The sequence below is a fragment of the Aerococcus sp. Group 2 genome (assembly GCF_905125285.1).
Classification (GTDB): domain Bacteria; phylum Bacillota; class Bacilli; order Lactobacillales; family Aerococcaceae; genus Aerococcus; species Aerococcus urinae_E.
The window spans coordinates 46,535-72,082 of the sequence record NZ_CAJHPA010000004.1; the positions used below are offsets into that span (position 1 = coordinate 46,535).

Annotated in this window: 23 protein-coding genes; 19 read left to right on the forward strand and 4 right to left on the reverse strand. The window is 43.6% G+C overall.

Annotated features, from left to right (window positions below):
• Window positions 1-429 (reverse strand): HIT family protein, encoded by a 429-nt coding sequence (locus JFU01_RS06370; RefSeq protein WP_111821982.1) that lies wholly within the window; start codon window positions 427-429, stop codon window positions 1-3.
• 184 nt (window positions 430-613) lie between these two features.
• Here JFU01_RS06370 and JFU01_RS06375 point away from each other — a divergent pair, with 184 nt between their 5' ends.
• The 4 genes from JFU01_RS06375 (at window position 614) to trmB (ending at window position 4,242) form a co-directional block, all read left to right on the forward strand.
• A complete protein-coding gene (locus JFU01_RS06375; RefSeq protein ID WP_195856291.1) occupies window positions 614-1,354 on the forward strand; it encodes an ABC transporter ATP-binding protein in 741 nt (246 codons plus the stop codon).
• Entirely contained in the window at window positions 1,344-2,579 is a 1,236-nt protein-coding gene (locus tag JFU01_RS06380) for an ABC transporter permease (protein ID WP_195856292.1), read from the forward strand. Before JFU01_RS06375 ends, JFU01_RS06380 begins: the two co-directional genes overlap by 11 nt.
• A gap of 77 nt (window positions 2,580-2,656) precedes the next feature.
• On the forward strand, window positions 2,657-3,490 hold the full coding sequence (locus JFU01_RS06385; RefSeq protein WP_060778583.1) for a phosphotransferase family protein: 834 nt from the start codon (window positions 2,657-2,659) through the stop codon (window positions 3,488-3,490).
• A gap of 104 nt (window positions 3,491-3,594) precedes the next feature.
• A complete protein-coding gene (gene trmB / locus JFU01_RS06390; RefSeq protein ID WP_195856293.1) occupies window positions 3,595-4,242 on the forward strand; it encodes a tRNA (guanosine(46)-N7)-methyltransferase TrmB in 648 nt (215 codons plus the stop codon).
• A 91-nt stretch (window positions 4,243-4,333) separates the two neighbouring features.
• Here the strand turns inward: trmB and JFU01_RS06395 are convergent, their stop codons facing one another.
• Entirely contained in the window at window positions 4,334-4,720 is a 387-nt protein-coding gene (locus tag JFU01_RS06395; RefSeq protein WP_195854322.1) for a hypothetical protein, read from the reverse strand.
• A gap of 227 nt (window positions 4,721-4,947) precedes the next feature.
• Between JFU01_RS06395 and ytpR the strand changes: the two genes are divergently transcribed.
• The 6 genes from ytpR to JFU01_RS06425 all read left to right on the forward strand — a co-directional run bounded on the left by ytpR (window position 4,948) and on the right by JFU01_RS06425 (window position 11,353).
• The gene (ytpR, locus tag JFU01_RS06400; protein WP_041705916.1) at window positions 4,948-5,574 is read left to right on the forward strand and encodes a YtpR family tRNA-binding protein; all 627 of its coding nucleotides are present in this window, start codon (window positions 4,948-4,950) and stop codon (window positions 5,572-5,574) included.
• Window positions 5,575-5,628: 54 nt separating this feature from the next.
• Complete coding sequence (locus JFU01_RS06405; RefSeq protein WP_195856294.1) at window positions 5,629-6,345, forward strand: hypothetical protein; 717 nt, start codon at window positions 5,629-5,631, stop codon at window positions 6,343-6,345.
• Between the two features lie 3 nt (window positions 6,346-6,348).
• Window positions 6,349-7,707 (forward strand): UDP-N-acetylmuramate--L-alanine ligase, encoded by a 1,359-nt coding sequence (murC, locus tag JFU01_RS06410; RefSeq protein ID WP_195856295.1) that lies wholly within the window; start codon window positions 6,349-6,351, stop codon window positions 7,705-7,707.
• Window positions 7,697-8,584, forward strand: coding sequence for a UTP--glucose-1-phosphate uridylyltransferase (locus tag JFU01_RS06415; protein WP_269775743.1), 888 nt, complete (start codon window positions 7,697-7,699; stop codon window positions 8,582-8,584). Before murC ends, JFU01_RS06415 begins: the two co-directional genes overlap by 11 nt.
• 60 nt (window positions 8,585-8,644) lie before the next feature.
• The gene (locus JFU01_RS06420) at window positions 8,645-9,646 is read left to right on the forward strand and encodes a nucleoid-associated protein (protein ID WP_195856297.1); all 1,002 of its coding nucleotides are present in this window, start codon (window positions 8,645-8,647) and stop codon (window positions 9,644-9,646) included.
• A 405-nt stretch (window positions 9,647-10,051) separates the two neighbouring features.
• Window positions 10,052-11,353 (forward strand): bifunctional folylpolyglutamate synthase/dihydrofolate synthase, encoded by a 1,302-nt coding sequence (locus JFU01_RS06425; RefSeq protein WP_195856298.1) that lies wholly within the window; start codon window positions 10,052-10,054, stop codon window positions 11,351-11,353.
• Window positions 11,354-11,686: 333 nt separating this feature from the next.
• On the opposite strand, the gene JFU01_RS06430 is transcribed toward JFU01_RS06425, so the two are convergent.
• Window positions 11,687-12,373, reverse strand: a complete 687-nt coding sequence (locus JFU01_RS06430) for a histidine phosphatase family protein (protein WP_111821972.1) — start codon at window positions 12,371-12,373, stop codon at window positions 11,687-11,689.
• 392 nt (window positions 12,374-12,765) lie between these two features.
• On the opposite strand from JFU01_RS06430, the gene leuS reads away from it, so the two are divergent.
• The 8 genes from leuS (at window position 12,766) to JFU01_RS06470 (ending at window position 22,367) form a co-directional block, all read left to right on the forward strand.
• Window positions 12,766-15,180, forward strand: a complete 2,415-nt coding sequence (gene leuS / locus JFU01_RS06435; protein WP_195856299.1) for a leucine--tRNA ligase — start codon at window positions 12,766-12,768, stop codon at window positions 15,178-15,180.
• A gap of 12 nt (window positions 15,181-15,192) precedes the next feature.
• Window positions 15,193-16,059 (forward strand): bifunctional hydroxymethylpyrimidine kinase/phosphomethylpyrimidine kinase, encoded by an 867-nt coding sequence (locus JFU01_RS06440; protein WP_195856300.1) that lies wholly within the window; start codon window positions 15,193-15,195, stop codon window positions 16,057-16,059.
• A gap of 424 nt (window positions 16,060-16,483) precedes the next feature.
• Window positions 16,484-17,248, forward strand: a complete 765-nt coding sequence (locus JFU01_RS06445; RefSeq protein WP_198434210.1) for an amino acid ABC transporter ATP-binding protein — start codon at window positions 16,484-16,486, stop codon at window positions 17,246-17,248.
• On the forward strand, window positions 17,248-18,069 hold the full coding sequence (locus tag JFU01_RS06450; protein ID WP_195856302.1) for a transporter substrate-binding domain-containing protein: 822 nt from the start codon (window positions 17,248-17,250) through the stop codon (window positions 18,067-18,069). The genes JFU01_RS06445 and JFU01_RS06450 overlap by 1 nt, the downstream gene beginning before the upstream one ends.
• 67 nt (window positions 18,070-18,136) lie before the next feature.
• Window positions 18,137-18,826, forward strand: coding sequence for an amino acid ABC transporter permease (locus JFU01_RS06455; RefSeq protein WP_195856303.1), 690 nt, complete (start codon window positions 18,137-18,139; stop codon window positions 18,824-18,826).
• 3 nt (window positions 18,827-18,829) lie between these two features.
• Window positions 18,830-19,531 (forward strand): amino acid ABC transporter permease, encoded by a 702-nt coding sequence (locus tag JFU01_RS06460; RefSeq protein ID WP_195856304.1) that lies wholly within the window; start codon window positions 18,830-18,832, stop codon window positions 19,529-19,531.
• 1 nt (window position 19,532) lies between these two features.
• Window positions 19,533-20,519, forward strand: a complete 987-nt coding sequence (locus tag JFU01_RS06465) for a uroporphyrinogen decarboxylase family protein (protein ID WP_195856305.1) — start codon at window positions 19,533-19,535, stop codon at window positions 20,517-20,519.
• 135 nt (window positions 20,520-20,654) lie between these two features.
• Window positions 20,655-22,367: a putative polysaccharide biosynthesis protein gene (locus tag JFU01_RS06470; protein WP_195856306.1), complete on the forward strand. Its 1,713-nt coding sequence runs from the start codon at window positions 20,655-20,657 to the stop codon at window positions 22,365-22,367.
• Window positions 22,368-22,412: 45 nt separating this feature from the next.
• On the opposite strand, the gene malQ is transcribed toward JFU01_RS06470, so the two are convergent.
• Window positions 22,413-23,915, reverse strand: a complete 1,503-nt coding sequence (gene malQ, locus JFU01_RS06475) for a 4-alpha-glucanotransferase (protein WP_198434211.1) — start codon at window positions 23,913-23,915, stop codon at window positions 22,413-22,415.
• A 240-nt stretch (window positions 23,916-24,155) separates the two neighbouring features.
• On the opposite strand from malQ, the gene pepV reads away from it, so the two are divergent.
• Window positions 24,156-25,547 carry a dipeptidase PepV gene (pepV, locus tag JFU01_RS06480; protein WP_195856308.1) on the forward strand — a complete coding sequence of 464 codons (1,392 nt, stop codon included), beginning with the start codon at window positions 24,156-24,158 and terminating at the stop codon, window positions 25,545-25,547.
• Window position 25,548 lies beyond the last annotated feature (1 nt).

Genomic DNA, 25,548 nt, shown 5'->3' on the forward strand with positions numbered 1-25,548 from the left:
CTACACCTCAATATTTTCGTTAATGGTTTTAGCAATTTTGGCTAAGTCTTCATCACTATAATTGTCACCGTTATTGGTAAATTTGACAGCAAAACCTTCCTCTTTTTGGTAGCGAGGAATGATGTGAATGTGAGAATGGAAGACCGATTGATAGGCAATTTCACCGTTGTTATTTAAGATGTTAATTCCTTGTACGTCTGGGAAGGCTTTCTTAATGGCTTCGACAATAATAGGAATCCGTCTAAAAATCGCTCCAGCATCCTTGACATCGTAGTCAAAGATATCTTTCAGATGTTTTTTAGGAACGAGTAGGGTGTGCCCCTTGGTAACTTGAGAATTATCTAAGAAAGCAGTGACTACTTCGTCTTCATAGACTAGATTAGTGGGGATTTCCCGGTTTGCGATTTTACAGAAAATGCAATCTTCCATGATATATCGTCCTCTCTAATTGACTTATTCATTTAGCTTAAGTTTATCACAAGCCTAGGTAAGTCACAATTTTTCTACGGGGATTTTTTCGGCCGCCCCTGATCGAAAAAATTCTGGATATTTGCTAAACTAGGTGTAAAATGAGGTCTTAAGATTAGATTATCAATAGCAAAGGAATTGAAAGATGACACTATCTGTAGAACATTTAAGTGGGGGTTATAGTAATTTTACGGTCCTCCACGATTTAAATTTTTCCGTTCAAGCTGGTGAAATTGTCGGTTTGATTGGCTTGAATGGGGCTGGTAAATCAACCACTATTAAGCATATTTTAGGTCTGCTCAAGCCGAGCGCGGGGGAGTTATTGGTGAATGGCCATTCACTGGCTGAGGATAACCAGGCCTACCGCCAAGCCCTTAGCTATATACCCGAACAACCGATCCTCTATCCAGAGCTCACCCTGCGCGAGCATATCCAACTGATTGCCTTGGCCTACCATATTGACCCTGACCAAGCCATGGCTAATGCCGAGCCACTCTTAGAACGTTTTCGTTTAACCGAACGTTTGGACTGGTTACCCATCCATTTTTCTAAGGGCATGAAGCAAAAGGTCATGATTGTTTGTGCCATGTTAGTGGATACCATGCTATACATTATTGATGAACCCTTTGTCGGCTTAGACCCACTGGGGATCGATGACTTTACCCAATTGTTATTAAAGAAACGCCAAGCCGGGGCAGCAATTTTAATGTCAACCCATATCCTTTCCAGCGCTGAGCACTACTGTGACCGCTTTATCTTTCTCCATGAGGGAGAAATTAAAGCCCAAGGGACTTTGCTGGAGATCCGTCAGCGCTTCAATAAGGCAGATGCTAGCTTGGATGAACTCTATGTTGACTTAGTAAGAGGGCAGAGCCATGACCTTTAAAGAGCTCTATCCCAAACGCCGTCAAAGTCAGCAAAAACGAATTTTCCGTTATTTTAAATATATTTTTAATGACCACTTTATTCTGGCTTTGGCCTTTATTTTAGCGGCCTTGGCCTTTCAATATAGCCAGTGGCTAAAGACTTTAACGACTTTCAACCCGCCTTACCAATGGATCTGGCTAGTCATCGCCACGGCCTTAGTGATGGGGATAGGACAGATAGCTAGCTTCATTCAAAAGGCGGATACGGTCTTTTTACTGGCTCGGGAAAGGGACTTTAAAGCTTACTTTAGCCAGGCCATAGCCTATAGCTTACTCCTGCCGACGGGGATCTATGCCTTATTTGTGGGGGTATCTTATCCCTTCTTACTGATTCACCAAGGCTTGTCAGGGGACCAGGTCCTTGCTATCTTTGTGGTAATGGTCGGCTTGAAGGCTCTCCAGTTACGGTCAGTCTTAGAAAATTTTCATTTTTACAGTTCCAGCAAACGCAGGCTCTTGATGATTTTGACTGCAGCTTATAGCTTTTGTCAGTTGTATTTTGCTGTACGTGGAAAGAGCTTTTTGGCCCTGGCTTTTGTTTTTGTGATGATCGTCATCTATTATCTGACCAGTAAAAACTGGCAGGGTGAAAAGCAATGGGATTGGTTAAAGATTGCAAGTGAGGAAAGCCAACGCCAAGAAAGGGTTAACCAGGTTTTGAGCCTGTTTGTGGATGTACCTACGGGTCAAAGGGCAGTTAAACGGCGGAAATATTTAGATCCACTGCTTAAGACTAGCAAGAACAATCCCTATTATTTCCTCTACCAAAGGGCCTTTTGTCGGAGTCAAGATTATTTCAATTTATGGTTCAGGCTCACTGTCTTAGCGACTCTCTTGGTTTATTTCTTACCTAGTCACCCGCTGACCTACTGTTTAGGGCTTTTAATGCTTTATGCCAGTCATTTTCAAATTTTACCGCTCTATCGTCGCTATTATAAGCATCCCTTAATGAAAATCTACCCCTTAGACCAGGGGCAAGCTTTGCCAGCTTTTCGTCGCTTTTTATACCTGCCGATAGGCTTGCAGACGGCTTTGCTTACGATGACTTTCCTAATGAGCAAATCCTGGCAGGACAGTGTGATTTTCTTGGTTTTAGCGGGATTAATGACTATCCTTTTCACCCGGGTCTATTTACCCCGTCGCTTACGAGGAAAAAATCGTCTCTTGGAAAAATTACATAGATAATTATTGACGATCCTCTAATTTCTGACTAAAATAAGAGATACTGTTTAAATATAATCGGGAGAAAGGGAGGAGAAGTTATGGAGTTCCAATTCGATAAAGAATGGACCTTGCACCCAATAGGTGGCGATACTGGCCAAGCTTTTATGGGAACACATAATCAAGAGCGGATATTTCTGAAGCGAAATTCTTCTCCTTTTTTAGCTGCCTTGTCCATGGAGGGGATTACCCCCCGCTTGATCTGGACCAAAAGAACTGCTAGCGGTGACGTCTACTCCGCCCAAGAATGGCTTTATGGACACACCCTGTCAGCCCAAGAAATCCAGCAAGGCATCGTGACTAAGTTAATGTCACGCTACCACCACTCTGACAATCTCTATAATATGTTGGTGAAGATTGGTGGAAAAACCTATAAACCAGAAGATTTCTTACACGAATTTGAAAACAATCTTAGTGAGGATCTGGACTCCCTAACCTATATTAATAGTGTTAAGGATTACCTCTATGACACCTTGTCTTTTGTGCAAAACGCTCGGCGTACTGTCTGCCATAGCGACCTCAACCGCCGTAATTTTATTTTGTCAGAAGACCATCGCTTATACTTAGTAGACTGGGAGAAGGTCTGCATTGCTGACCCCATTTTTGACATTACCCAGCTCTTAGTCCAATATATTCCCTTGGAAGATTGGGACCACTGGTTTGATTTGTATAACTTGCATGTGAGTGAAGAAACCTATTTACGAATTGAATGGTATTCATTAATGAACTTACTCTTTTTAATTAAGGCAGACTATCAGAAAAAACGCATCTATCACATTAATGAAAGTATTTTATTGCTCAGACACATCTATGAAAACCGCTATTTTAAAAGCAGTAACCAAGAAAAAACCATCACTTCCTGGTCTATTGACTAGGAAAATGATCAGCATTGGTTTAAAAACATTTGTCAATTAAAAAAGGTTGTGGCAAGGGTCACAACCTTTTTCTAAGTTAGGAAACACCACTAAGGAGGAAGACTATGCGTGTACGTCACAAACCCTGGGCAAAAGACCTGATCGCCCAACACCCTGAATGGGTGATTACTGACCCTTACGACAAAAAAGGCCACTGGCATGAAATATTTGCCAATGACCATCCTATCCATGTGGAAGTGGGTACCGGAAAGGGCCAATTTCTGATTGAAATGGCTAAGAACTATCCTGAGATTAATTTTATCGGCATTGAAATGATTTCTGATGTCTTAGTCATGGCTCTACAGAAAGCCATGGAGACTGAATTAAGCAACCTGCGTTTTATCCGCGGAGATGGTAACCATGTTAGCGACATGTTTGTCCAAGATGAAGTTAGTGAAATTTACTTAAACTTTTCCGATCCTTGGCCCAAAAAACGCCATGCTAAACGCCGCTTGACCCATGAGAACTTTCTCAAGCAATACCAGCATATCTTAAAGCCAGACGGCCGCTTGATTTTCAAGACGGATAACCAAGGACTTTTTGAGTACTCCTTAACTTCGCTCTCCCATTACGGAATGGTCTTAGATGATGTCTCTTTGGACCTCCACAATAGTGGGGTAACCGATAATATCATGACCGAGTATGAGGCCAAGTTCTCTCAAAAAGGGCAGCGTATTTACCGCTTAATTGCTCATTTTAGAGTTGAGGGATAGAGGAACAAATCCTATTGATAAAAAGAAAAACCAAGCGGGTAGTCTCTTCACTTTGAGCACTTCCGGCTTGGTTTTTCTTAAGCATGTTGAATTAGTCAATAGCAAAAATATCAACAATATTCCCTGTAATTGCGTCGGCATAGAATTCATATTGAACGACCTTATTATTTTCTAAGCGGGAGATACCGCCGTAGTAGAGCTTTTGTTCTTGGCCAAAACGGTTAACATGGACCGGTTGGAGTTCAATCCAAGAGCCTTCGATGTCGCCGTCTTTTTTAAAGTGGTCCTTAACGGCTTCTAAAACTTCCATGCCATCTTTAGCCTTATGGGCTTGGACTTGGTCATAAATCAAAGCCGCAGCAACGCCACCAATGACTAAACCGCAGGCAAAGAGGCTGCCGGCCAGGGCATAGTTTTGCTTTTGATCATTGGGAAAAACGCTATGTTTCAACTGATTAATTAGGGCTTTTTTTACCATAGTGAATGTCAAACTCCTTTGTTTATTGGATAAAGCACAATATTTCTTTTAATTATAACACGCTTAAGCTTTTCTTGCAGGAGTCTAGGGAGAGGGATATATTTTGGAATTAGGCTTGAATTGCCTTTTTAACGGTTTCAGTTTATAATTTACACGATACTTTGTAAAGATTTAATGACTTGCTCAATGATATAAATCGGGCAAGCAATATAAAGGAGAAGTTAATTATGTGGCTTAGTTTCTACAATCCTCGAGGAGTAGGCGATGTGTTGATGTTGACGTCAGCAGATCTTCCTCGTGAACTAATAGAAACTGAAACGTTGTCCGATGTGACACGTATTTATAACAAGGAAAATAAAGAAACCATTGGTTATAATATCAATAATATTTCGACTTATATGGAAATAAAGGGGACAGGACACGTTCTCTTAGAAGACGCTCAAATTGAGCAAATTAACCAATTATTCTATGAACAAGGTTTTGAAACCATCAAAATTTCAAACGAACCCCGGATTGTGGTAGGAAAGGTACTGGAGTGTGTCGATCATGAAAATTCTGACCACCTGCATGTTACCCAAACCCAAGTGGGTCCGGCAGGCGTTCAACAAATTGTTTGTGGGGCAAGTAATATTGACCAAGGCCAGACCGTAGTCGTTGCCCTGAGTGGGGCAGTCATGCCCAATGGACAGATTATCTGGCCGGGAGAATTGCGCGGAGTGAAAAGTAATGGCATGATTTGTTCCGCCTATGAATTAGGCCTAGATCCTGACCATGAACGTCAAGGCATCTTAGTGCTTGACGATGAATTGACCCCAGGGACTCCTTTTGAGTCAATCAAAGAGCAATTGAATTAAAGGAGTCATTGACAGGTTCACTGAAATATTTTATCAAGAAAGGAATGAGAGGATATGGCCTTTGTCCCTTTTTATCGTAAAGAGAATACGCAGCGGATTAAGCCTAAGCACTCTGTCCTTGATTTCCCTAACTATCTAAGCCGTGACTATAGCAATTACCAGGAAAATAATGACCAGCGCTTAGGCAAAGAAGCCCCGGTCAGCTTCCATATTGACGATGATCAGATGGTAATTAATAGCTCACCTTATCAAGCTAACCGAGCCTCTGTTCGTCCTGATCGTTCAGAGGCTATGCGACGTCGCAAAGAAATTAATGACCAGCGGCAAAACAGTCCCTACCATTACAAGCAAAACTCCATTCGTGAGGATAAAAGAGAAAAGCAGGCTCGCTTACGGCGTGAAATTAAAGAATTTCAAATGTACCAGAGTAAAAAGCCCTTTAAACCGACTGAGTTGCCCTCAACCTGGTTGAATAGCCAGTCCAGCAACCCTGCTCAAGACAAAGGGACAAAAGCAGAACTGCCTTCTCAAAACTCAAGTAAGAAAACGGCGTCGCCAAGGACTAGCCAAAAACGCGATTCGGCTTCTACAAATCAGCCTAACTCGAACAAAAGCAAAGCAAGACCTAAGAAGCATTTAAACCGGGGTTTACAGTCAATTATGGCTGAGGAAAGGCCCCTCAAAGGGAATTCTTTTCTAGGACAAGATGATGGCCTAGCTAAGGACCAACCCCCTTTCAAAAAGCATCAAGATGGAAACGGAGACAAATAAGACATGGATAAAGAATTGACCTATCATTTTACCGGAATCAAAGGCACAGGCATGAGTGCTCTCGCACGCGTTCTTAAAGGATCTGGCTACCAGGTCCAGGGTTCTGATGTCACTGATCATTTCTTTACTGAGGAAGGGTTGAAGGAAGCGGGCATTACCGTTTTACCTTTTGATCCTGACAATATCCATGAAGGGATGACGGTGATTTGTGGGAACGCCTTTAAGGATGACCACCCTGAAGTTGTCCGGGCCAAGGAATTAGGCCTGACCGTTACCCGCTACCATTATTTCCTAGGTGAACTCATTAAGAAATATACTAGTGTTGCTATCACCGGTTCCCACGGAAAAACTTCAACCACCGGTCTCATGGCCCATGTCCTGGGCAGTTTAAAGACCACCTCCTATCTGATTGGAGACGGAACCGGTAAAGGGGTGGAAGACGGCGAATACTTTGTCTTAGAAGCCGACGAATACCGGGAACATTTCTTAGCTTATGAACCTGATTATGCCATCTTTACGAATATCGACTTCGACCATCCCGATTTTTACCATAATATTGAAGAAGTCTTTGCTGCTAACCGAAAATTTGCCCACCAAGTTAAGAATAAAGTGATTGCCTATGGAGACGATCCTTACTTACAAAAATTGAAGGATGAGGTTGACGTTTGGTATTACGGCATTGACAATGATGATTTTGATATTGTAGCCAAGGATATCGTTCGTAACACCAAGGGCTCACACTTTGATGTCTGGGTCCAAGGCAAGCATTATGGCAACTTTTCTATCCATACCTTTGGCCAACACAGCATCTTGAATAGCCTGGCAGTGATTGGTTTCTGTTATTTAGAAGGTTTTGCTCCAGAGGATGTTCAAGAAGCCTTGACCAGCTTTAAGGGCGTGAAACGTCGCTTTAATGAACGTTTTGTTGAAGATATGGTGATTGTTGATGACTATGCCCACCATCCTTCAGAAATCAAAGCGACCATTGATGCTGCCCGTCAACAATATCCAGATAAAGCCGTGATTAGTGTCTTCCAACCGCATACCTATTCGCGGACCCTGGCTCTACTGGACCAATTTGCTGAGGCTTTAGATAAGTCCGATGCGGCCTTTGTTTGTGATATTTTTGCTTCAGCACGGGAAACCGACCACCACCAAGTATCCAGCCAAGATGTTCTGGATCGTTTAACGGTTCCGCATGCGGCTCTTGATCTGGGCGATATGACCTCATTACTCGCCTATAAAGATGCGGTTATTCTCTTTATGGGGGCTGGTGATGTTCCTAAATATGCCAAGGCCTATGAAGCCGCCTTGTTAGAGAATGGGCACACAGATAAGGAGTTGTCAGATGATGACCATTAAGAAGGCAGTAATCCCGGCAGCGGGTTTGGGGACACGTTTTCTTCCCATTACCAAAGCGACTGCTAAAGAAATGCTTCCTTTGATGGATAAGCCAGTCATCCAATTTATTGTTGAAGAAGTGCTGGCCAGTGGAATTGAGGAAATTCTCATTGTTACTGGGCGTAACAAGCGCTCTATCGAAGACCATTTCGACTCTAATTACGAATTAGAACAAAACCTTACTGAAAAGGGTAAGGAAGACTTATTGGAAATGGTCCAATCCAGCACCTTACATAATATCCAGTTCAAACGTCAACACTATCCAAAAGGGCTTGGCGACGCCATCCTACAAGCCAAGTCCTTTGTGGGAGACGAACCTTTTCTGTTAACCCTGGGGGACAATATTATGGTTTCTGATAAGCCCGCTTCTAAGCAGGTCATGGAAATTGCTGACCGTTACCAAGCAACAGCAATCTTAACCCAAGCAGTCTCCAACCAGGAAGCTAAGCATTATGGGATTGTTGATGAAGCCAGTGCGCGGTCGGGAGATGTCTATGATATAAGCGGTCTAGTGGAGAAACCCACAGAACCTGATTATGACCCCGCTATGGCCATCTGTGGCCGTTATGTCTTAACCCCTGATATTTTTTCAGCGATTGAAGCGGTTGGCGTTAACCCGCAATCTGGTGAAATTGAACTCACCGATGCTTTAAATTTACTGGCTAAGGACCATCCCGTTTTATCCACCCACTTCCATGGCCAATGGTATGAAGTGGGAGAACCCTTAGGACTTATCGAGGCAAGCATCCAGTATGCCCTACACCATGTTGAAACCAGTCAAGGCCTCAATGATTATTTAAAGCAAGAAATCATCCCCCGCTTAAAAGCGGAAAAATAAAGTCATCTAGTCTCCTTCAACTAGCTGAGGGAGACTTTTTCATTGGAGGAGAGCAGATTTTTGATTATCAAAGAAGCGATCTTACATATCTATGATCAAAACATTAATCAGGGAGTCATGTCTGAACTTCCCTTAGCCGTTGATAGCAATCATTTATTTAAATACATGAATGCCTTAATTGACAAGGTCTGGGTTACCGATAAGAAGAAGCGGGGAACTTTTCCGGCTGACAATGAAAAATACCAGCAATTTCAAGCGGCTGCAGCAGACTTTATTCCCAATAGCCAAGCATTGGCCAGTCAATGGTTTCAATTTATCCAATTAAACCCTGATATTCCTGCGGCTGACTTACTCTGGCTGCGTTTTTCTGATGACCAAGGCGAAGATTACCTGGCAGCTTTTAAACTTAATCACAATGAATCCTATACCCATAACTTGGTCTATAATGAAGACAATGTTCAAAATGATCTCATTATTCATAAAAATATCCTGCCATCAGCCAAACAGGCCATTGATGAAGGCATCGTGGTTAATTTAGCCAGTGGCCAGTATGACCTGGTGGAAAAGAAGCATGAAATTGAAAGTCTAGGGGAAAAGGTCAATTATTTTAGTGAATTGTACCTCAAGGTGCCGACCAAGCCCAGTGCCAAGGAAAGTATCCAAGCTATCAAGAAAGCCGTTGAAAAGACGGCTCACACTTATGATGAACCGGTATACCAATCCCTCGCCAAGGCTAAAGATATCCTCTACCATGAAATGAGTGGGGAGGAAGGCTTCTCCAATGAGCGGATTGCTGACTATCTCTACGAAGATAACCTGGCCAAGAAGCAATCCTATCTGGAAGAAACCCAAACTTTCCCCTTTGACAGTGAAATGATGCAAGAAGTCGAAAGCATTCCTACAAAACTCCAAAGGCAAAAATTGAAACTGGATAATGGCATTGAAATCACCATTCCGCTCGACTTGTTCTACGATCCCGACGTCATTGAATTAAGCAATAACCCCGACGGAACAATCAGTGTCACCATCAAAAACATCGAATCCATAAAAAACATGTTTTAAGGAATAGAGTGCGACGGCTGCACTAAAGATCGATAACACTGGAGCTAAAGAGCAAAAATTCTTGAAAAGAATTTCTTGCACTTTAGTGAAGTGGAGGTCGATCTGCAGCCGGAGCACGTTTGAATAGAGTGTGACGGGTGCATCAAAAGGCAAGATCACTGGAGCTAAAGGACAAGCGAATTCTCAAAGAGAAATCGATGTCCTTTAGTGAAGTGGATGCATGCCTTGCACCCCAGAACACATTTGGAGGAGAGTGCGCGCTGACAAAATAAAGCTAAGGCTATCCCAGCGCGAAAAAACTTAGTATACTATAAGAGAAAGCAGACTTTTGACTGCTCCTATAACTCAGATAGAGTGGGCAGTTTAATCATTGACCTGGATATGTGAAAGGATGACCCAAATTAGATGGATTATGAAGAATTTGAAAAAGATTTACCGGTCTTAGAGCGAGGCAAGTGGACCCTGGGATTAGACCATATTCGTGACCTCATGGCGGTCTTTGATAATCCCCAAGACAAATTGCCTACTGTCCATATCGCAGGCACCAATGGCAAGGGCTCAACCGCCTCAATGATAGCTAGAACCCTCCAATTAGCTGGTTATAAGGTAGGTTTGTATACCTCACCATCCTTAGTGAGTTTTAATGAGCGTATCCGGATTAACGGGGAGAATATCGCTGATGAAAAGCTGCGAGCCATGAAAGACTACATGAAGGAAAAACTTGCCGGCACTAAGATTCAATGCAGCGAGTTTGAGTTATTTACCGCCATGGCTTGGTTGATCTTTTTCCATGAAGGTTGCGATATTATTGTTCTAGAAGTGGGCTTAGGCGGTCGCTTGGATGCCACCAACCTGGTAAAGAGTCCCTTAGTCAGTGTGATTACTAAGATTGCCTTAGACCATGAAAATATTCTGGGCCATACCATTTCAGAAATTGCCAAGGAAAAAGCGGGGATTATTAAGTACTACACTCCGGTGGTGGTTTATCCCTATCCGAAAGAGGCGATTGAAGTTTTAAGTGCGACTGCTGAACGTCAAGGGGCTCCTTTGAAGACGATTGATACAGAAAGTATTGAGGATATTCACCCGGAAAACCGCCAACAAGTTTTTACTTATAAGGGAGAAAATTATCACCTTAACTTATTGGGTAAACACCAAGTGTTGAATGCCTGCTTGGCGATTGAAGCTTTAGCTGAAATTAAACGAGCTGGTTTTAATGTAGAGCTCAAGCAGATAAAAGAAGCTTTACAGACAGTTTCTTGGCCAGGACGTTTTGAATGGGTCCACCAAGATCCAGAAATTATTATTGATGGCAGCCATAATTTAGATGGGGTCCGGGCCATGCGTCATGCCGTTGAGGATTATTTCCCTAATATTCCCCGACTAGGCATTACCGGCATGCTCAGGGACAAGGATGTTTACCGGATGTTAGGAGAGGTTGTTCACTTATTTGATGAGATTGTCACCATTACCCCTGATTCAGACCGGGCCATGACAGCCAGTGAACTCACCAAGGCCACCCATATGGTTACAGGCCTCCAAAAGGTCAATACTTACACCGCTCAGAATAATGAAGACGCTATGGCCTATGCCAGACGATGGGCTGACCAGCAAGAGGGGGACTGCCTCATCTGTGTCTTTGGCAGCCTCTACCTGGTCGGTGAATTAAGAGAGTTGGTCTTTGAATCCTTTGAAGCCGACCAATAAGAAAAAAACCAGATGGATCAGTCATCCTTTACACTGATTCATCTGGTTTTTATTTTTATATAAGATATTATAATTGTTACTTTCGATGAAAGTTTTAGAGCAAAATAAGATTTATTAAATAGCTTTGAGCAGTAGTGGCGCTTTGAATTGGACGTTAGCCATGAACAAGCAAGCAAAGCGAATGATGGATCGTAGGCCTCAGCCGTACGAGCCGTTTGAGTCTTGCTAGGGGAAAGACCGCGGCTTGAGCCGGTGCCATGGCTTTTAAACGTCAAAATTCAAAAGCAGAACGAATGCTCATTAATTTATTGAGTAAAGCATTTGAAATTAATTTTAACTCATATTCCACTCGATTAATTCATAGAAACCATCATGGTAGGAAACATGGGCATAGTGACCGTAGTCTAGCACATCGGCTAAGTCAAAATCAGCCAAGACCTCGTGCAGAAAGGCAGAGATCGGGGTATGGTGGGAGATGATGGCGACATTGATTTCGGGTTTCATATGGTCTAAGCGGTATTCTAAAGCCTCATCATGAACCTGCATCATCCCACTTTCCAGGCGATTCCAAAAGGTCATAAAATCTTCAGCTAAGCCTTCAGGATCACGGTGGCTAATGCCATCAATAACATTAGGCACAAATTGTGATTGAGGGATGCCTTCTTCTCGCATGTGGTGGACCATTTCCTGCAAGCTTTCGGGCCAGGCTACTTCGATGGGCTGCCCTTCCATACCGCCGTAATAAATCTCACGAAATTCTTTTAAGGGAGTTGCTATCAGGCCTTGAGGCTGACTTGATAAGAGGATTTGCGCACTTGTTTGACTCCTTGGCATGTCACTGGAGTAGGCTAAATCCAATGGAATGTTTTTAAAGTGGTCAGCTAAATCGGCCATTTGTGCTCGACCTACCCGGGTTAGGGGGGTATCGGTCCAGCCTTGTACTTTTTCTTGACCAGCCAGCTTGTTTTGGTTGGCTTCGGTCTCTCCATGGCGGATAAAGTAATAATGTATGGCTTGCATCAGATCACCTCCTCTTTTTTATCTTTTATTTATTTTAGCATATATTTTTACTAAAGGTGAGCCATTGCCTGAAAGAAATTCCCAAAGATAAATAAAGTTGCCCATCAACCTAAAGCGTGATACAATGGCATAAGTATGAAGACGACTCAGAAGTAGTAACTCGGGCGGAATACTTAGCGAGGATGTGCTTGGTGAAAACATCTTATTCCTAACAGTGAACTCGTCTGATGATTCACACGCAACTTGTTTGCCGTCTCACCTGCGTTAAGGGTAAGAAGAGAGCCAACGTAGGTGGTACCACGATCATTCGTCCTATTTATGCAAGATAACTTGTATAAGGGGGCTTTTTTTTTAGGTAAATATTTCATGTTGAAATGGAAGGAGATTACATAATGGCTTATAACCACAAGACAATAGAGAAAAAATGGCAAAAATATTGGAAAGACAATAAAAGCTTTAAAACCTTAGAGGACAAGTCCTTGCCTAAGTTTTATGCATTGGATATGTTCCCTTATCCTTCTGGTCAAGGGCTCCATGTGGGGCACCCAGAAGGTTATACAGCAACCGATATTGTTTCGAGAATGAAGCGGGCCCAGGGTTATAATGTTCTCCATCCTATGGGTTGGGACGCTTTTGGTTTGCCAGCGGAACAATATGCCCTCGATACCGGTAATGACCCCGCCGAATTTACCCAAGCCAACATCGGCGTCTTCAAGAAACAAATTGAATCCCTCGGCTTTTCCTATGACTGGGACCGTGAAATTGACACCACTGACCCTAATTATTATAAGTGGACCCAATGGATCTTCACCAAACTCTTTGAAAAGGGTCTAGCCTATGAAGATGAAATCATGGTTAACTGGTGTGAAGCCTTGGGGACGGTTCTAGCTAATGAAGAAGTGATTGACGGCTTGTCTGAACGGGGCAACCATCCTGTGGTTCGGCGTCCGATGAAGCAATGGGTATTGAAGATTACTGCTTATGCTGATCGGCTTTTAGATGGTTTAAATGACTTGGATTGGCCAGAAAGCATTAAGGAAATGCAACGGAACTGGATTGGTCGTTCTGAAGGGGCCGATGTGACCTTTAAGGTGGCCGGTACTGACAAAGAATTTGAAGTCTTTACCACTCGTCCTGATACCCTTTACGGGGCAACTTACTGTGCTTTAGCTCCAGAACATCCATTAATCAAGCAAATTGTCAGTGAAGACCAAAAGCAAGCGGTGGCTGACTATGTTGAAGCAGCCAGCCATAAGTCTGACTTAGAACGTACCGATCTCGCTAAGGAGAAGACTGGGGTATTTACTGGGGCCTATGCGGTTAACCCACTCAACGGGGACAAGCTCCCTATCTGGGTGGCTGACTATGTCTTGGTTTCTTATGGGAGCGGTGCCGTTATGGCTGTTCCTGCCCATGACCAAAGGGACTACGAATTTGCTCAGCAATTTGACCTTCCAATTAAAGCCGTCATTGAAGGTGGCGACCTGGAAAAAGAAGCCTATACTGGCGATGGGGTCCACATTCATTCAGAAGAGTTGGATGGTTTAGGCAAGGATGAAGCCATTCAAAAAGCCATTGAAATCCTGGAAGCTAAGGGCGCTGGCCAAGCTAAGACCTCTTACCGCCTCCGTGACTGGGTCTTCTCACGTCAACGCTACTGGGGTGAACCGATTCCTGTTATCCATTGGGAAGATGGGACCACCACAGCAGTTTCTGAAGCAGACTTACCGGTCTTGTTACCAGAAGGCAAAGATATTAAACCATCAGGTACTGGTGAATCCCCACTCGCCAACTTTGAAGACTGGCTTAACGTTTATGATGAAGAAACTGGCCTCCACGGAAAGCGTGAAACCAACACCATGCCACAATGGGCGGGATCGAGCTGGTACTTTATTCGCTTCTGTGATCCTAAGAATAAGGAAGCGCTTATTAGTCAAGAAGCAGCCGACTATTGGATGAATGTTGACCTTTATATTGGTGGGGCAGAACATGCCGTGCTTCACCTTCTCTATGCGCGTTTCTGGAACATGTTCCTTTATGACTTAGGGGTAGTGCCTACCGAAGAACCCTTCCAAAAACTCTTTAACCAAGGGATGATCCTCGGTGAAGGTCATGAAAAAATGTCTAAATCAAAAGGCAATGTGGTTAACCCTGATGACATTGTGGAACGCTACGGGGCCGATACTTTACGTTTGTATGAGATGTTTATGGGACCTCTGGATGCCTCCATTGCTTGGAGCGAAGATGGCTTAGCGGGGGCTAGACGCTTCCTGGAAAGAGTCTGGCGCCTATTTATCGATAGTGACGACCAATTACGGGACCGAATTACTACCATTGATACGGGTGAATTAGACAAGGTTTACCATCAAACCGTCAAGAAAGTCACTGAAGACCTGGAAAAATTACACTTCAATACGGCAATTTCGCAAATGATGGTCTTTGTTAATGAAGCTAATAAGGCAGAAAGTATTCCTTACGATTATGCCAAGGGCTTTGTCCAATTACTGGCTCCAATTGCTCCTCACTTGGGAGAAGAATTGTGGCAACGTCTAACTGGTGAAGCTGGAATTTCATATGTGCCATGGCCAAGTTACGACGAAAGCCAATTGGTCGAAGAAAGTATCGAAATTGTTGTTCAAGTGAATGGTAAGATCAAGGAACGTCTCCAAGTGGCTAGTGGCCTTAGCCAAGAGGAATTGAGTCAAGCGGCCAAAGACTCTGACAAGGTCCAAGCAGCTATTGCTGGTAAGGACGTGGTGAAGGTGATTGCTGTTCCAGATAAATTGGTTAATATTGTGGTCAAATAGGAAGGAAATTGCATGAAGAATATTTTAATCGTCCATGATATTTCCTGCTACGGTAAGTGTTCTTCAACAGTAGCCTTACCTATCTTAGCCATGATGGAATTAGCGGGGACCTTACTCCCCACCTCACTCTTGTCAACCCACACGGGGCCAGGCTTTGAAGGCTATACCTATCTGGATCTCAGTGATGAAATGGCTAAAATTGTTGATCACTGGCAATCTTTTGGTTTAACATTTGACGCCGTTTATGTTGGTTATTTAGGTAGTATTGAGCAAATTGACTTCTTAATTGAGAAATTACCTCAATTAATTAAGTCCGGTGGAAAAATTTACCTGGATCCAGTCATGGCTGACCAGGGCAAGTTTTATCCCGGCTTTGAAGAGGCTTATGCCAAGGCCATGCGCAAGCTGTGTGATATTGCTGATGTGATCATGCCCAATCAAACCGAGGCGGCCTTTATCTATGACTTACCCTATCAAGAAGGTCTGGCCGGCTATCAAAGCGCTAAAGACTTAGCTGCTTTAATCAACCAGGACAGTGACCAGCCAACTTCACTGGTTCTGACTGGGGTAGGTTATGATGGTGATCAACAGACCGGGGCCTATTACTATGACGCTGAGAATAAGATTGATGGTCTGGTTCAGGCTGATTTTGTCGGCGGACTTTTCCATGGAACAGGTGATATTTTTGCTTCTATATTCGTTGGCGCCCGTGAAAATGGGGCCTCGCTAAAAGCAAGTACCGCCTTAGCTGTGGAAACTCTGCCCAAAATTCTCCAAGCCTCTATCGATAATCCCAATATCCACCAAGATGGCCTGAACTTTGAAAAAGCCTGCCCCGACCTTAACCGCTTTGTCCATGAACTAAAAAATAAATTTTAAATTGTTGGTAACTAATTATTAAATAAATTTGTTTATTCGGTTAATATATTTGAGCAGTAGTGACGCTTTGAAATTGGTCGTTAGCCATGAATAAGCAAGCGATGTGAATTACGGCTAGTAGGCATTAGCCGTACTAGCCGTTTGAAGCTCGCTAGGTGAGGGACCTTGGCCCGAACCGATGCCATGGCTCTTTAACGACAAAATTTCAAAAGCAGAACGAATGCTCATTATATTTATTTACTAAGAAAGCAAAATAAATAAAAAACATTTAAGCGATTAATTTCTAGCCATTAAAGGCAGGAATTAATCGCTTTTTTTTAATGCGTATAAAAAAACTTTCAGCTCACTGAGCAATATGCTTTTTATGAGAGAAAAATATGTTAAAATTATTACTAACAAAAAATAAGTAAACGGAGGGAAGACTTTGCTGCGCCTAGAGAACATTCACAAAACTTTCGCTAATAAGGAAGTTTTAAAGGGGATCGACCTAACCGTCAATGACGGGGAAGTGGTTGCTATCATTGGTCCCAGTGGTACCGGGAAAACTACCTTATTAAGAACCATTAATTTCCTCGATCCCGCTGACTATGGAAATATCCAGCTCAATGACTTGACAGTGGCAGCTGACCAAGCGACCAAGCAAGAAATTACTGAAATCCGCCGGCGAACGGCTATGGTTTTTCAAAATTATAGTCTCTTTAAAAATAAAACCGTTTTAGAGAACGTGACAGAAGGTTTAATGACCGTACAAGGCAAGAATGCTGAAGCGGCTGAAAAAATTGCCAAAGCGGAATTAGACCAGGTGGGCATGTTGGACCATTTAGACAAGTATCCCAGCCAGTTATCTGGAGGTCAGGCCCAACGGGTAGGGATTGCCCGGGCAGTGGCTTTAAAACCAGAAATTTTACTTTTAGATGAACCAACCTCGTCATTGGACCCGGAACGGTCAGCAGAATTGCTAAAGATTCTACAAGAGATTGCCCGAACCGGGGTTACTATGTTGATTACTACCCATGAAATGGATTTTGCTAAATACGTTTCTTCCCAGGTCGTTTTTATGGAAAATGGGGAAATCGTTGAATCAGGAAGTCCCCAACAGATTTTTTCAGCAGCTAAGGAAGCCCGGACGCGAGACTTTGTCAATAAAATCCAGCATCCCTTTTTAGCAGAAAGTGAGGAGAATAATTAATGAAAACATTAAAGACTTTTATCATTGTACTAGCAGGACTCTTTTTAGCAGCCTGCGGGAATAACCAAGGCGGATCCGAATCTGGAGCCAAAACCGTGACTGTTGCGGTTGAAAATGCGTCAAAACCCTTATCTTTTACCGATGAAAAGGGGAATTTAACCGGCTATGAAGTTGAGCTGATCCAAGCCTTAGATGAAGCGATGCCGGAATATAATATTAATATTGAAAGTGTTGATTCTGAAGCTGCTCAGGTAGGTTTGGAAACGGGACAATATGATTTTATCGGTGGGGGACTCTATAAGAACCCTGAACGTGAAGCCATGTACCTCTTCCCAGAAAGACATACCGGAGCCAGCGTTATTGAAATTTACAAACGCGCTGATGATGATTCCATTCAAAGTTTAGATGATCTAACCGATAAGAAAGTCCACCCGGTTACTCCGAATGGGGGAATCTTTAACTTATTAACCGCTTATAATGAAGCCCACCCTGACAATCAAATTGATATTCAATTGGGTGAATCTGGCTCTTTTGCGGAACGTTTCCAAGCGGTTGACAAGGGGGAATCGGATGCTGTTGTAATGCCATCCAATCTAGGTGCCGATCAAATTATTGAAGAATTAGGCTTAAATGTGAATACAGCTGACCAACCTGTTCAAGTTAAAGCGACTTACTTTATGATTGCCCCTGACCGGGAAGACTTAAAAGAAGCTCTGGATAAGGCAATCCAACAACTAGCGGATGAAGGCAAATTACAAGAACTTTCAGAAAAATGGTATGGAAAGAACATTTTCGACTATGAAATCAGTGAAGAAAATTAATAGTTGTCAGGCGACTAATCAGTTAATAACCATTAGTCGCTTTTCTTTGTAATAAAGGAGTTGCTTTATGGATTTTGGATTTATTATTAATATACTCCCCACCCTCCTAAAGACCTTGCCGCTAACTTTGTTTGTTTTTGTAGTTGCCTTAGTTGGGTCCTTATTGCTGGCTGTTATTGTGGCCAGTTTACAGGTGAAAAAGATTCCAATAGTCGACCCGCTTTTAAGGATATACTCCTCTTTTATGCGGTCGACCCCAGGGATTATCCACCTTTTTGTGGCTTATTATGGGATTCCTTTTGTTTTACGTCCCTTACATATTTCACTGGGGACCAATAGCCAGGTGACGGCAGCGATTATAGCCTTGGTGGCTTATAACGGGGCCTTTATGGCTGAAATTATTCGTCCCGCTTATCTGGCTGTCGGCCAAGACCAAAAAGAAGCGGCCCTGAGTTTGGGGATGACTGCCTGGCAAAGAAATTGGCGGATTATTTTCCCACAAATTATACCTATTGCCTTACCATCGTTAACGACAGCTGTCATCGACTTATTAAAAGATACTTCCCTACTTTTCCTTATTGGTTTAGTCGATTTGATGGGGCAGGCAGAAATTATTATTGCCAATAACTATGGGCTTTACCAGGTGGAAGTCTACTTTGCTATTGCCCTCATTTATTGGGCCATGTCATCATTATTGATCTTAATCAGTAAGTTGCTGGAAAATCGTTACGCTATGATTTGGAGAAGGGAGGACTAGGCCATGCGCTTTGATCTTAATATTTTATGGGACACCATTTTAGTGGTCTTACAGGCGGTCCCCCGGGTCCTCTTATTAGCCCTGGTTGTCTTAATCTTGGGGATCGGCTTAGGGTCTTTAATTGCCTTAGTTAGACGTCGGCGAATTCCGATTGTTAACCAATTGTTAGAAATTTTTATTTCCTATATGCGGGGCGTTCCGCTTATTGTTCATTTGTTCATTATCCGCTATAGTTTACCAAATGTAGCGGCTAGTTTTATGAACCTGCTTGGTTTTGGTATGGAACCTAGTGAGTTTCCCAATATCTTGCTCATTATTGTTGCCTTTACCTTATTAGAAGCAGCCATTGAGTCGGAGAATATCCGTGGGGCCCTCAATGCGGTCAGTAAGGACCAAGTGGAGGCTGCTTTATCTATCGGAATGACTAAAAAGCAAAGCTTACAACGAATCATCTTTCCTCAAGCCTTAACAGTTGCCATTCCACTCTTCTTAAACGCTTATCTGAAGGCCATTAAGATCCAGTCCCTAGCCTTCACTGTGGGTGTGGTTGACATTCTTACTCAAGCCCGCTTTGCCGCCGCCTTGTCCTACCATTATCTAGAATCTTACCTGGCAGCGGCTCTCGTTTATTGGTTAATTTGTGGCCTCTTGCAGGTTGTCTTTGACCACTTGAGTCAGAAGATTTCATTTGAGAAAGGAGTCTAGCATGACAGACAAGAAAAAACTTTTAAAAGCCTTCATGGCTAAGCAAGTAACGGACTACACACCATTCTCTGCTTGGACCCATTACCCTGAAATTGACCGAGAGCCCCAGACCATCAGCCAAGCCACTTATGATTTTGCCCGCCAGTTTGACTTAGATTTTATCAAAACCATGAGTAATGGCATGTATACGGTGGAAGACTATGGCGTCGACCTCGATTTTTCGGCCATAGCCAAGGGTGGGGTGGCCCAGGTTAAAGCGACTCCTATCCATTCCTACCAGGATTGGCGAGAGGTTCCTGACTTAACCGTTGACCAGGCCCCGGCCTTTCAAAGAGAGTTAGAACATTTGGAGCGCTTAGTGGAATTGACCAAGGGAGAGATTCCTCTTGTGGTCACTGTCCATAGCCCCTTAACTACGGCTAATAAGCTATGCCAGGGTCAGATTGACCAATACATTGAAGCGGATGGGGAAGGCTATCTCTTACAAGCCCTAGAACGCTTGACGCGGACGACTATTGAATTTGTTCAATTAGCACTCTCTAAGGGGGCAGACGGGATCTATCTTGCCAGTCAAATGGCTTCCCATGATAAGTCGAGACCTCAGGACTATCAAAAATATGGGATCCCCTTTGATTTGAAAATTATTGAAGCAGCGGACTCGGGTTGGTTAAATACCCTTCATATTCACGGAGCGAATATTATGTTTGACCTTCTTAAGGACTACCCGCTTCCGATAATTAATTGGCATATTGGTGAGTCTAAACCCGAATTAGCAGAAGGCATTCAGGAAACCGATAAATTCATTATGGGTGGCTTACGTCGGGAGGCTATTACCCAAGCGGATTGGCCAACACTTAAAGACCAGCTTGCTCAAGCCAAGGCTATTAATCAAACAGACAATCGTATCCTCTTAACGCCAGGCTGTGTGATCAGACAGCCCTTTTCCGAAGAGACTTTAGCGCGGCTTAGAGATTTAATCAGAAGCTAGGAGATGAGGATTTCTTAACTCCTTAAAGTCCTTAAGTTTACTTAATGAATCCAGGCCTCAATTGAATTGGGTAAAATTATTGATTAGAATGGATTAATATGAACAAAAATTTTACGTTAGATTTGGGGTAAAACTATGAATGATATTGAGAGGAGCCAGTCTATCCTCCAGGACCAGCAATCCAAGGAGAAGCTCAATGAAGGGTCGGCTTGGATGTCCATTGCTAGTGTGGTTTCTAGAATTCTTGGTGTCTTATATATTATTCCCTGGATGCATTGGATTGGAGACCCACAAGTCGGTACCGAAGCCAATGCCCTCTATGGGATTGGCTATAATTATTACTCGATATTCTTAGCCATAGCCATCGCTGGGGTGCCAGCCGCGATCTCTAAGCAAATGACCAATTACATGGCTAGGGGACAGTACCAAACTAGCCAACGACTCTTTAAAAGCGGCACCGTCATGATGTTAGCGACAGGAATTGTAAGTGCCCTGGCGCTTTATTTCCTGGCTCCCTTTCTAGCCCAGGGAAAGCCGGCGCGAAACGTAGAAGATGTTATCTTAGTCATCCGCTCCTTAGTGCCTGCCTTGGCCTTGATTCCCTTGCTATCGATTTTGCGGGGTTATTTTCAGGCCTATTTAGAAATGAAGCCCAGTGCGATTTCTCAGGTCACCGAGCAGTTTGCCCGCGTCATTTATATGTTGGTGACGGTTTATCTTATTCGTGTGGTTATGGATGGCAGTGTCGCTAAAGCGGTAAGTCACTCCACCTTTGCTGCCTTTATTGGGGCAGTCATTGCGATTGTGACCTTAGCCTTCTATTACTTCAAAAACCGCGACAAATACGCTGTTCCCGCAGGTCATGTGTATAGTGACTATGTATCCACTCGGACGCTCTTATTTGAGATTGTCCGCATAGCGATTCCCTTTGTGATTACGGGCTCGATCATCGAAATGGTCAACCTCATCGATATGAATACCTTCATGCCGATCATGCAAAGGGTGAGTGACCTAGGAGAAGGGCAGTTAATTTATGAATATGGGGTATTTAACGCCAATGCCCGCCGGGTGATTCAAATTATTATTTCTTTTGCTACGGCGATTTCCTCAACTACCGTACCCGTGGTGACTGATGCCTATACCCGCGAACTGGCCAAGTTCCAGGCTCGCTCGGTTTACGATGGCCACTTAAAACCGGTTTTTGATCATACCTGTGACGTCGTCCTACATAGTCTCCATCTCTTCACTTTAGTGATGGTGCCAGCTGCGATTGGTTTAGCCGTACTAGCTGCCCCAGTCTACCAGTTGCTTTACGGGATAAATGATCCCCTAGGTGAATTTTACTTACAAATTTCTTGTTTGATGGCTATTCCTATGGGACTCTTCTATGTTTTAGTCATGACCTTACAGTCCATGGACCAACAGAAAAAAGCCATCTTTGGGATTGTTTTAGGCCTAGGGATTAAATTATTGGTTCAGTTTCCGCTCCTGGCTGTTTGTGGCAGCGAAGGAGCCATGTATGCCTCAATACTGGCCTTTGTCTTTATGTGCGCCTTCTACCTGGCATGTATTTATAAACGGATCCAGTTTAGCTTTTCTGACTTAGCTGGACGGATCTGGCCAGCCCTCAAGCTAGTCCTGATTATGGGACTAATCAGTGAAATAACTTATCAAATTCTCCACTGGATCATTCCAGAACCCAATAAGTTAGGCGCTTTTGTGATGGTTATCCTTGTCGCTTTAGTCGGAATTTGGGTCTATTTAATTGGTCTCATCAAATCTCAACAACTAGAAATTATCCTAGGTCAAGATAAAGCACAAAAATTACGTCAGTTTTTACATTTATAAAATAGACAGCAAAAAGGCTCTGATACTAATCAGGGCCTTTTAGAATTATATGAAACTTTTACTTGCTGGTAAGCGGTGGTAGAGTCTGGTCAGGCTATAGAGGTCCTTGACCAAGCTATAGGTTAAGGCGGTAGCTGACATCCGCCATTGCCAGTTGCCTCCTAAGGTGGAGGGGGTATTTATCCGGGCCTGGTCATCAAGATTTAAGAGGTCTTGCATGGTATAGATGACTGTTTGACTGCAAGAGGCGGCTAGGGTTCGGTTTAACATTTTCGCGACACTCTCCGCTTTCTGCCGCCCACAATAGGCATCAATATAGTATCGGCTGACAGCGTCTTGGCCTAGATACCAGCCTAGGGCCGTTTGGTTGTCATGGGTTCCTACATAAGCAACGGAATTTTTATTGAAATTGTGGGGGAGGTCAGTAGAATCTTCACCAGAAAAGCCAAATTGCATGACATGCATGCCGGGAAAACCGGTGACTGCTAGTAAGTCAGCAACGTCTTGGGTTAGAAAGCCCAAGTTTTCTGCGATAATGTTGACAGGTCCAAGGGCTTCTTTGATGGCTTGGAACAAGTCAAGGCCTGGCCCCTTGACCCATTTGCCACTGGCTGCTGTCGGGGCGCTAGCTGGTATCTCCCAATAGGCTTCAAAGCCCCGAAAATGGTCAATTCTTACCATGTCATAAAGGTTGAGGCTGGCTTGGATCCGTTTGATCCACCATCGATAATTATCCTTAGCCATGGTCTCCCAATCATAGATCGGATTTCCCCATAATTGCCCATCAGAAGAGAAGGCGTCTGGAGGACAACCCGCGACCACTTGGGGCTGCCCGCTTTGGTTAAGTTTGAAATAATGGGGCGTTTGCCAGACTTCGACACTATCACTAGCCACATAAATGGGAATATCCCCAATTAGGTAAATGCCTTTTTGATTGGCATAGTCCTTCAGGGCAAACCATTGCTTAAAGAAGAAATATTGACTGACATAGTGATAATTGAGGCTGTTTTTTTCTTGGGCTAGTATTGCTTGCAAGGCCTCGCCATCCCTTAAACGGATAGCTTCGGGCCAGTCGCTAATCGGGCTTAGGTCATAATATTCTTTTACCGCCATAAATTCCGCAAAAGGCTGCAGCCAGTCCTGATTATCCTGGATAAAGGTCTGATAATCAGGATCGCTGTTGGCTTGCTCAAGAAAGTTAGCGACGGCCTTTTCTAGGATGGGGCGTTTATGATAAAAGATTTTGGCATAGTCAATCTGTTCGGGATTATTGCCCCAGTCGACGCCTTGATAGTCGTAGGCTTCAATTAAGCCCCAATCGACTAGGGTTTTTAAGTCAATGAAATTGGTGTTACCAGCAAAGGCAGAAAAGGATTGGTAAGGGGAATCCCCATAGCTGGTTGGCCCTAGCGGCAGGATTTGCCAATAGCTTTGCCCAGCTGCTGATAAGAAATCCACAAATTGATAGGCGGACTTCCCTAAGCTGCCAATGCCTTCCGCATTAGCCAAGGACGATATAGGTAAGAGCACACCACTTGCGCGTGTCATAGGCTTTTTCTCCTTTAATTAAGATTAAACTTATTATAGCAAAAAGGTGGAAAAGAATGACTTTTTCCTTTTCTTTAAGGGATGATTGTCGTCTTGAGGTAACCAGAAAACGCTAGATTAAGAAATGGTGATCAAGCTTGTTCTTGAATATAATTTAGTTAAAGAGAAAGAAATATTTACTCCCTTAGCCAAGACAAAGGCTCTTGTGCTATAATGTAGCCAATTGGAGGGATGAAGAAGATGACGATTAATTGGCAAGAAGAAGTTGCAAAAGTAAAAGACGACTATCTTAATGATTTATACACTTTACTGAGAATTCCTAGCTACCGTGAAGACGATAAGGCTACGGAAGAAGCACCGCTAGGCCCTGGTCCTAAAGCAGCCCTAGACGCTTTCTTAGCCATGGTGGACCGTGACGGTTTTACCAGTAAGAATGTTGCCAACATGGCGGGGCGCTTTGAATTTGGTCAAGGCGATGAAATTTTGGGGATTATTGGCCACTTAGATGTGGTTCCTGTCGACGATTCCTGGGAGACCGATCCCTTTGAACCAACCCTCATTGATGGCAAACTCTATGCCCGCGGAGTCAGTGATGACAAGGGCCCAATGCTAGCAGCCTACTACGCCTTAAAAATTATCCGTGACTTAGATTTACCTGTATCGAAGAAAGTTCACTTTATTGTCGGAACGGATGAAGAAAGTGAATGGAAGGGCTTGACCCGTTACCTTGAAACCGAACCCCTACCTGACTTTGGTTTCTCACCAGATGCTGAGTTTCCAATTATTAACGGGGAAAAGGGGATGTATTCCACCACCTTGAAATTCCCTGCCTTAGAAGGGGCGATTGAGTCCTTTGAATCTGGTATTCGGGAAAATATGGTACCAGGGGATGCTGATGCGGTTATCAAGGGCTTTGACCTTGAAGAAGTCCAAGCCGCTGCTGAAGAATTCCAAGCTAAACAACCCGTTAGCTTGACGGTTGAGGCTAGTGCAGACAATAAGATCCACCTCCACCTACATGGTCGGGTATCACATGGGGCCTTCCCTGAAGCCGGAGAGAATGCTGCGACTTACCTGGCTTTATTCTTAAAGAACCTATCTAGTGATTTAGAAGGTAATTCCTATATTAGCTTCATTGCTAACCTCTTGCACCAAGACTTCAAGGGGCAAAAGACCGGGATTGACCACCATGATGAAGTGATGGGAGACTTATCCTTAAATCCAGGTGTCTTTGGTGCCAAGGATGGCCAACAATTTGTGACCTTGAATATTCGCTTCCCTCAAGGGCAAAGTTTTGAACAATTGGATAAATCCTTTAGTCAATTAGGTGACCAATTTGGCTTTGCCCAAGAAACCGGGACTTCTAACAAAGTGCCTCACTATGTTCCTGGGGATGACCCGCTGGTGCAGACCCTCTTAGAAGTTTATGAAGAACATACTGGTATGGAAGGCCACGAAGTTGTTATTGGCGGTGGAACCTACGGCCGTCTGATGGAACGGGGCGTTGCCTTTGGGGCTGAATTCCCAGATGAAGTGTCTACCATGCATGAGCCTAATGAAGTCCAACGTGTTGATCGCCTCCTCTTAACCATGGCCATTTATGCGGATGCGATTTACCGCTTGATCAAGTAAT

Bases quoted from the DNA above. Each gene is read 5' to 3' on its own strand.
- malQ (WP_198434211.1), bottom strand. From the start codon at position 23,915: ATGACACGCGCAAGTGGTGTGCTCTTACCTATATCGTCCTTGGCTAAT.
- JFU01_RS06470 (WP_195856306.1), top strand. From the start codon at position 20,655: ATGAATGATATTGAGAGGAGCCAGTCTATCCTCCAGGACCAGCAATCC.
- JFU01_RS06375 (WP_195856291.1), top strand. From the start codon at position 614: ATGACACTATCTGTAGAACATTTAAGTGGGGGTTATAGTAATTTTACG.
- JFU01_RS06460 (WP_195856304.1), top strand. From the start codon at position 18,830: ATGCGCTTTGATCTTAATATTTTATGGGACACCATTTTAGTGGTCTTA.
- JFU01_RS06440 (WP_195856300.1), top strand. From the start codon at position 15,193: ATGAAGAATATTTTAATCGTCCATGATATTTCCTGCTACGGTAAGTGT.
- trmB (WP_195856293.1), top strand. From the start codon at position 3,595: ATGCGTGTACGTCACAAACCCTGGGCAAAAGACCTGATCGCCCAACAC.
- leuS (WP_195856299.1), top strand. From the start codon at position 12,766: ATGGCTTATAACCACAAGACAATAGAGAAAAAATGGCAAAAATATTGG.
- ytpR (WP_041705916.1), top strand. From the start codon at position 4,948: ATGTGGCTTAGTTTCTACAATCCTCGAGGAGTAGGCGATGTGTTGATG.
- JFU01_RS06415 (WP_269775743.1), top strand. From the start codon at position 7,697: ATGACCATTAAGAAGGCAGTAATCCCGGCAGCGGGTTTGGGGACACGT.
- JFU01_RS06425 (WP_195856298.1), top strand. From the start codon at position 10,052: ATGGATTATGAAGAATTTGAAAAAGATTTACCGGTCTTAGAGCGAGGC.
- JFU01_RS06380 (WP_195856292.1), top strand. From the start codon at position 1,344: ATGACCTTTAAAGAGCTCTATCCCAAACGCCGTCAAAGTCAGCAAAAA.
- JFU01_RS06395 (WP_195854322.1), bottom strand. From the start codon at position 4,720: ATGGTAAAAAAAGCCCTAATTAATCAGTTGAAACATAGCGTTTTTCCC.
- pepV (WP_195856308.1), top strand. From the start codon at position 24,156: ATGACGATTAATTGGCAAGAAGAAGTTGCAAAAGTAAAAGACGACTAT.
- JFU01_RS06465 (WP_195856305.1), top strand. From the start codon at position 19,533: ATGACAGACAAGAAAAAACTTTTAAAAGCCTTCATGGCTAAGCAAGTA.
- JFU01_RS06455 (WP_195856303.1), top strand. From the start codon at position 18,137: ATGGATTTTGGATTTATTATTAATATACTCCCCACCCTCCTAAAGACC.
- JFU01_RS06370 (WP_111821982.1), bottom strand. From the start codon at position 429: ATGGAAGATTGCATTTTCTGTAAAATCGCAAACCGGGAAATCCCCACT.
- JFU01_RS06450 (WP_195856302.1), top strand. From the start codon at position 17,248: ATGAAAACATTAAAGACTTTTATCATTGTACTAGCAGGACTCTTTTTA.
- JFU01_RS06405 (WP_195856294.1), top strand. From the start codon at position 5,629: ATGGCCTTTGTCCCTTTTTATCGTAAAGAGAATACGCAGCGGATTAAG.
- JFU01_RS06385 (WP_060778583.1), top strand. From the start codon at position 2,657: ATGGAGTTCCAATTCGATAAAGAATGGACCTTGCACCCAATAGGTGGC.
- murC (WP_195856295.1), top strand. From the start codon at position 6,349: ATGGATAAAGAATTGACCTATCATTTTACCGGAATCAAAGGCACAGGC.
- JFU01_RS06430 (WP_111821972.1), bottom strand. From the start codon at position 12,373: ATGCAAGCCATACATTATTACTTTATCCGCCATGGAGAGACCGAAGCC.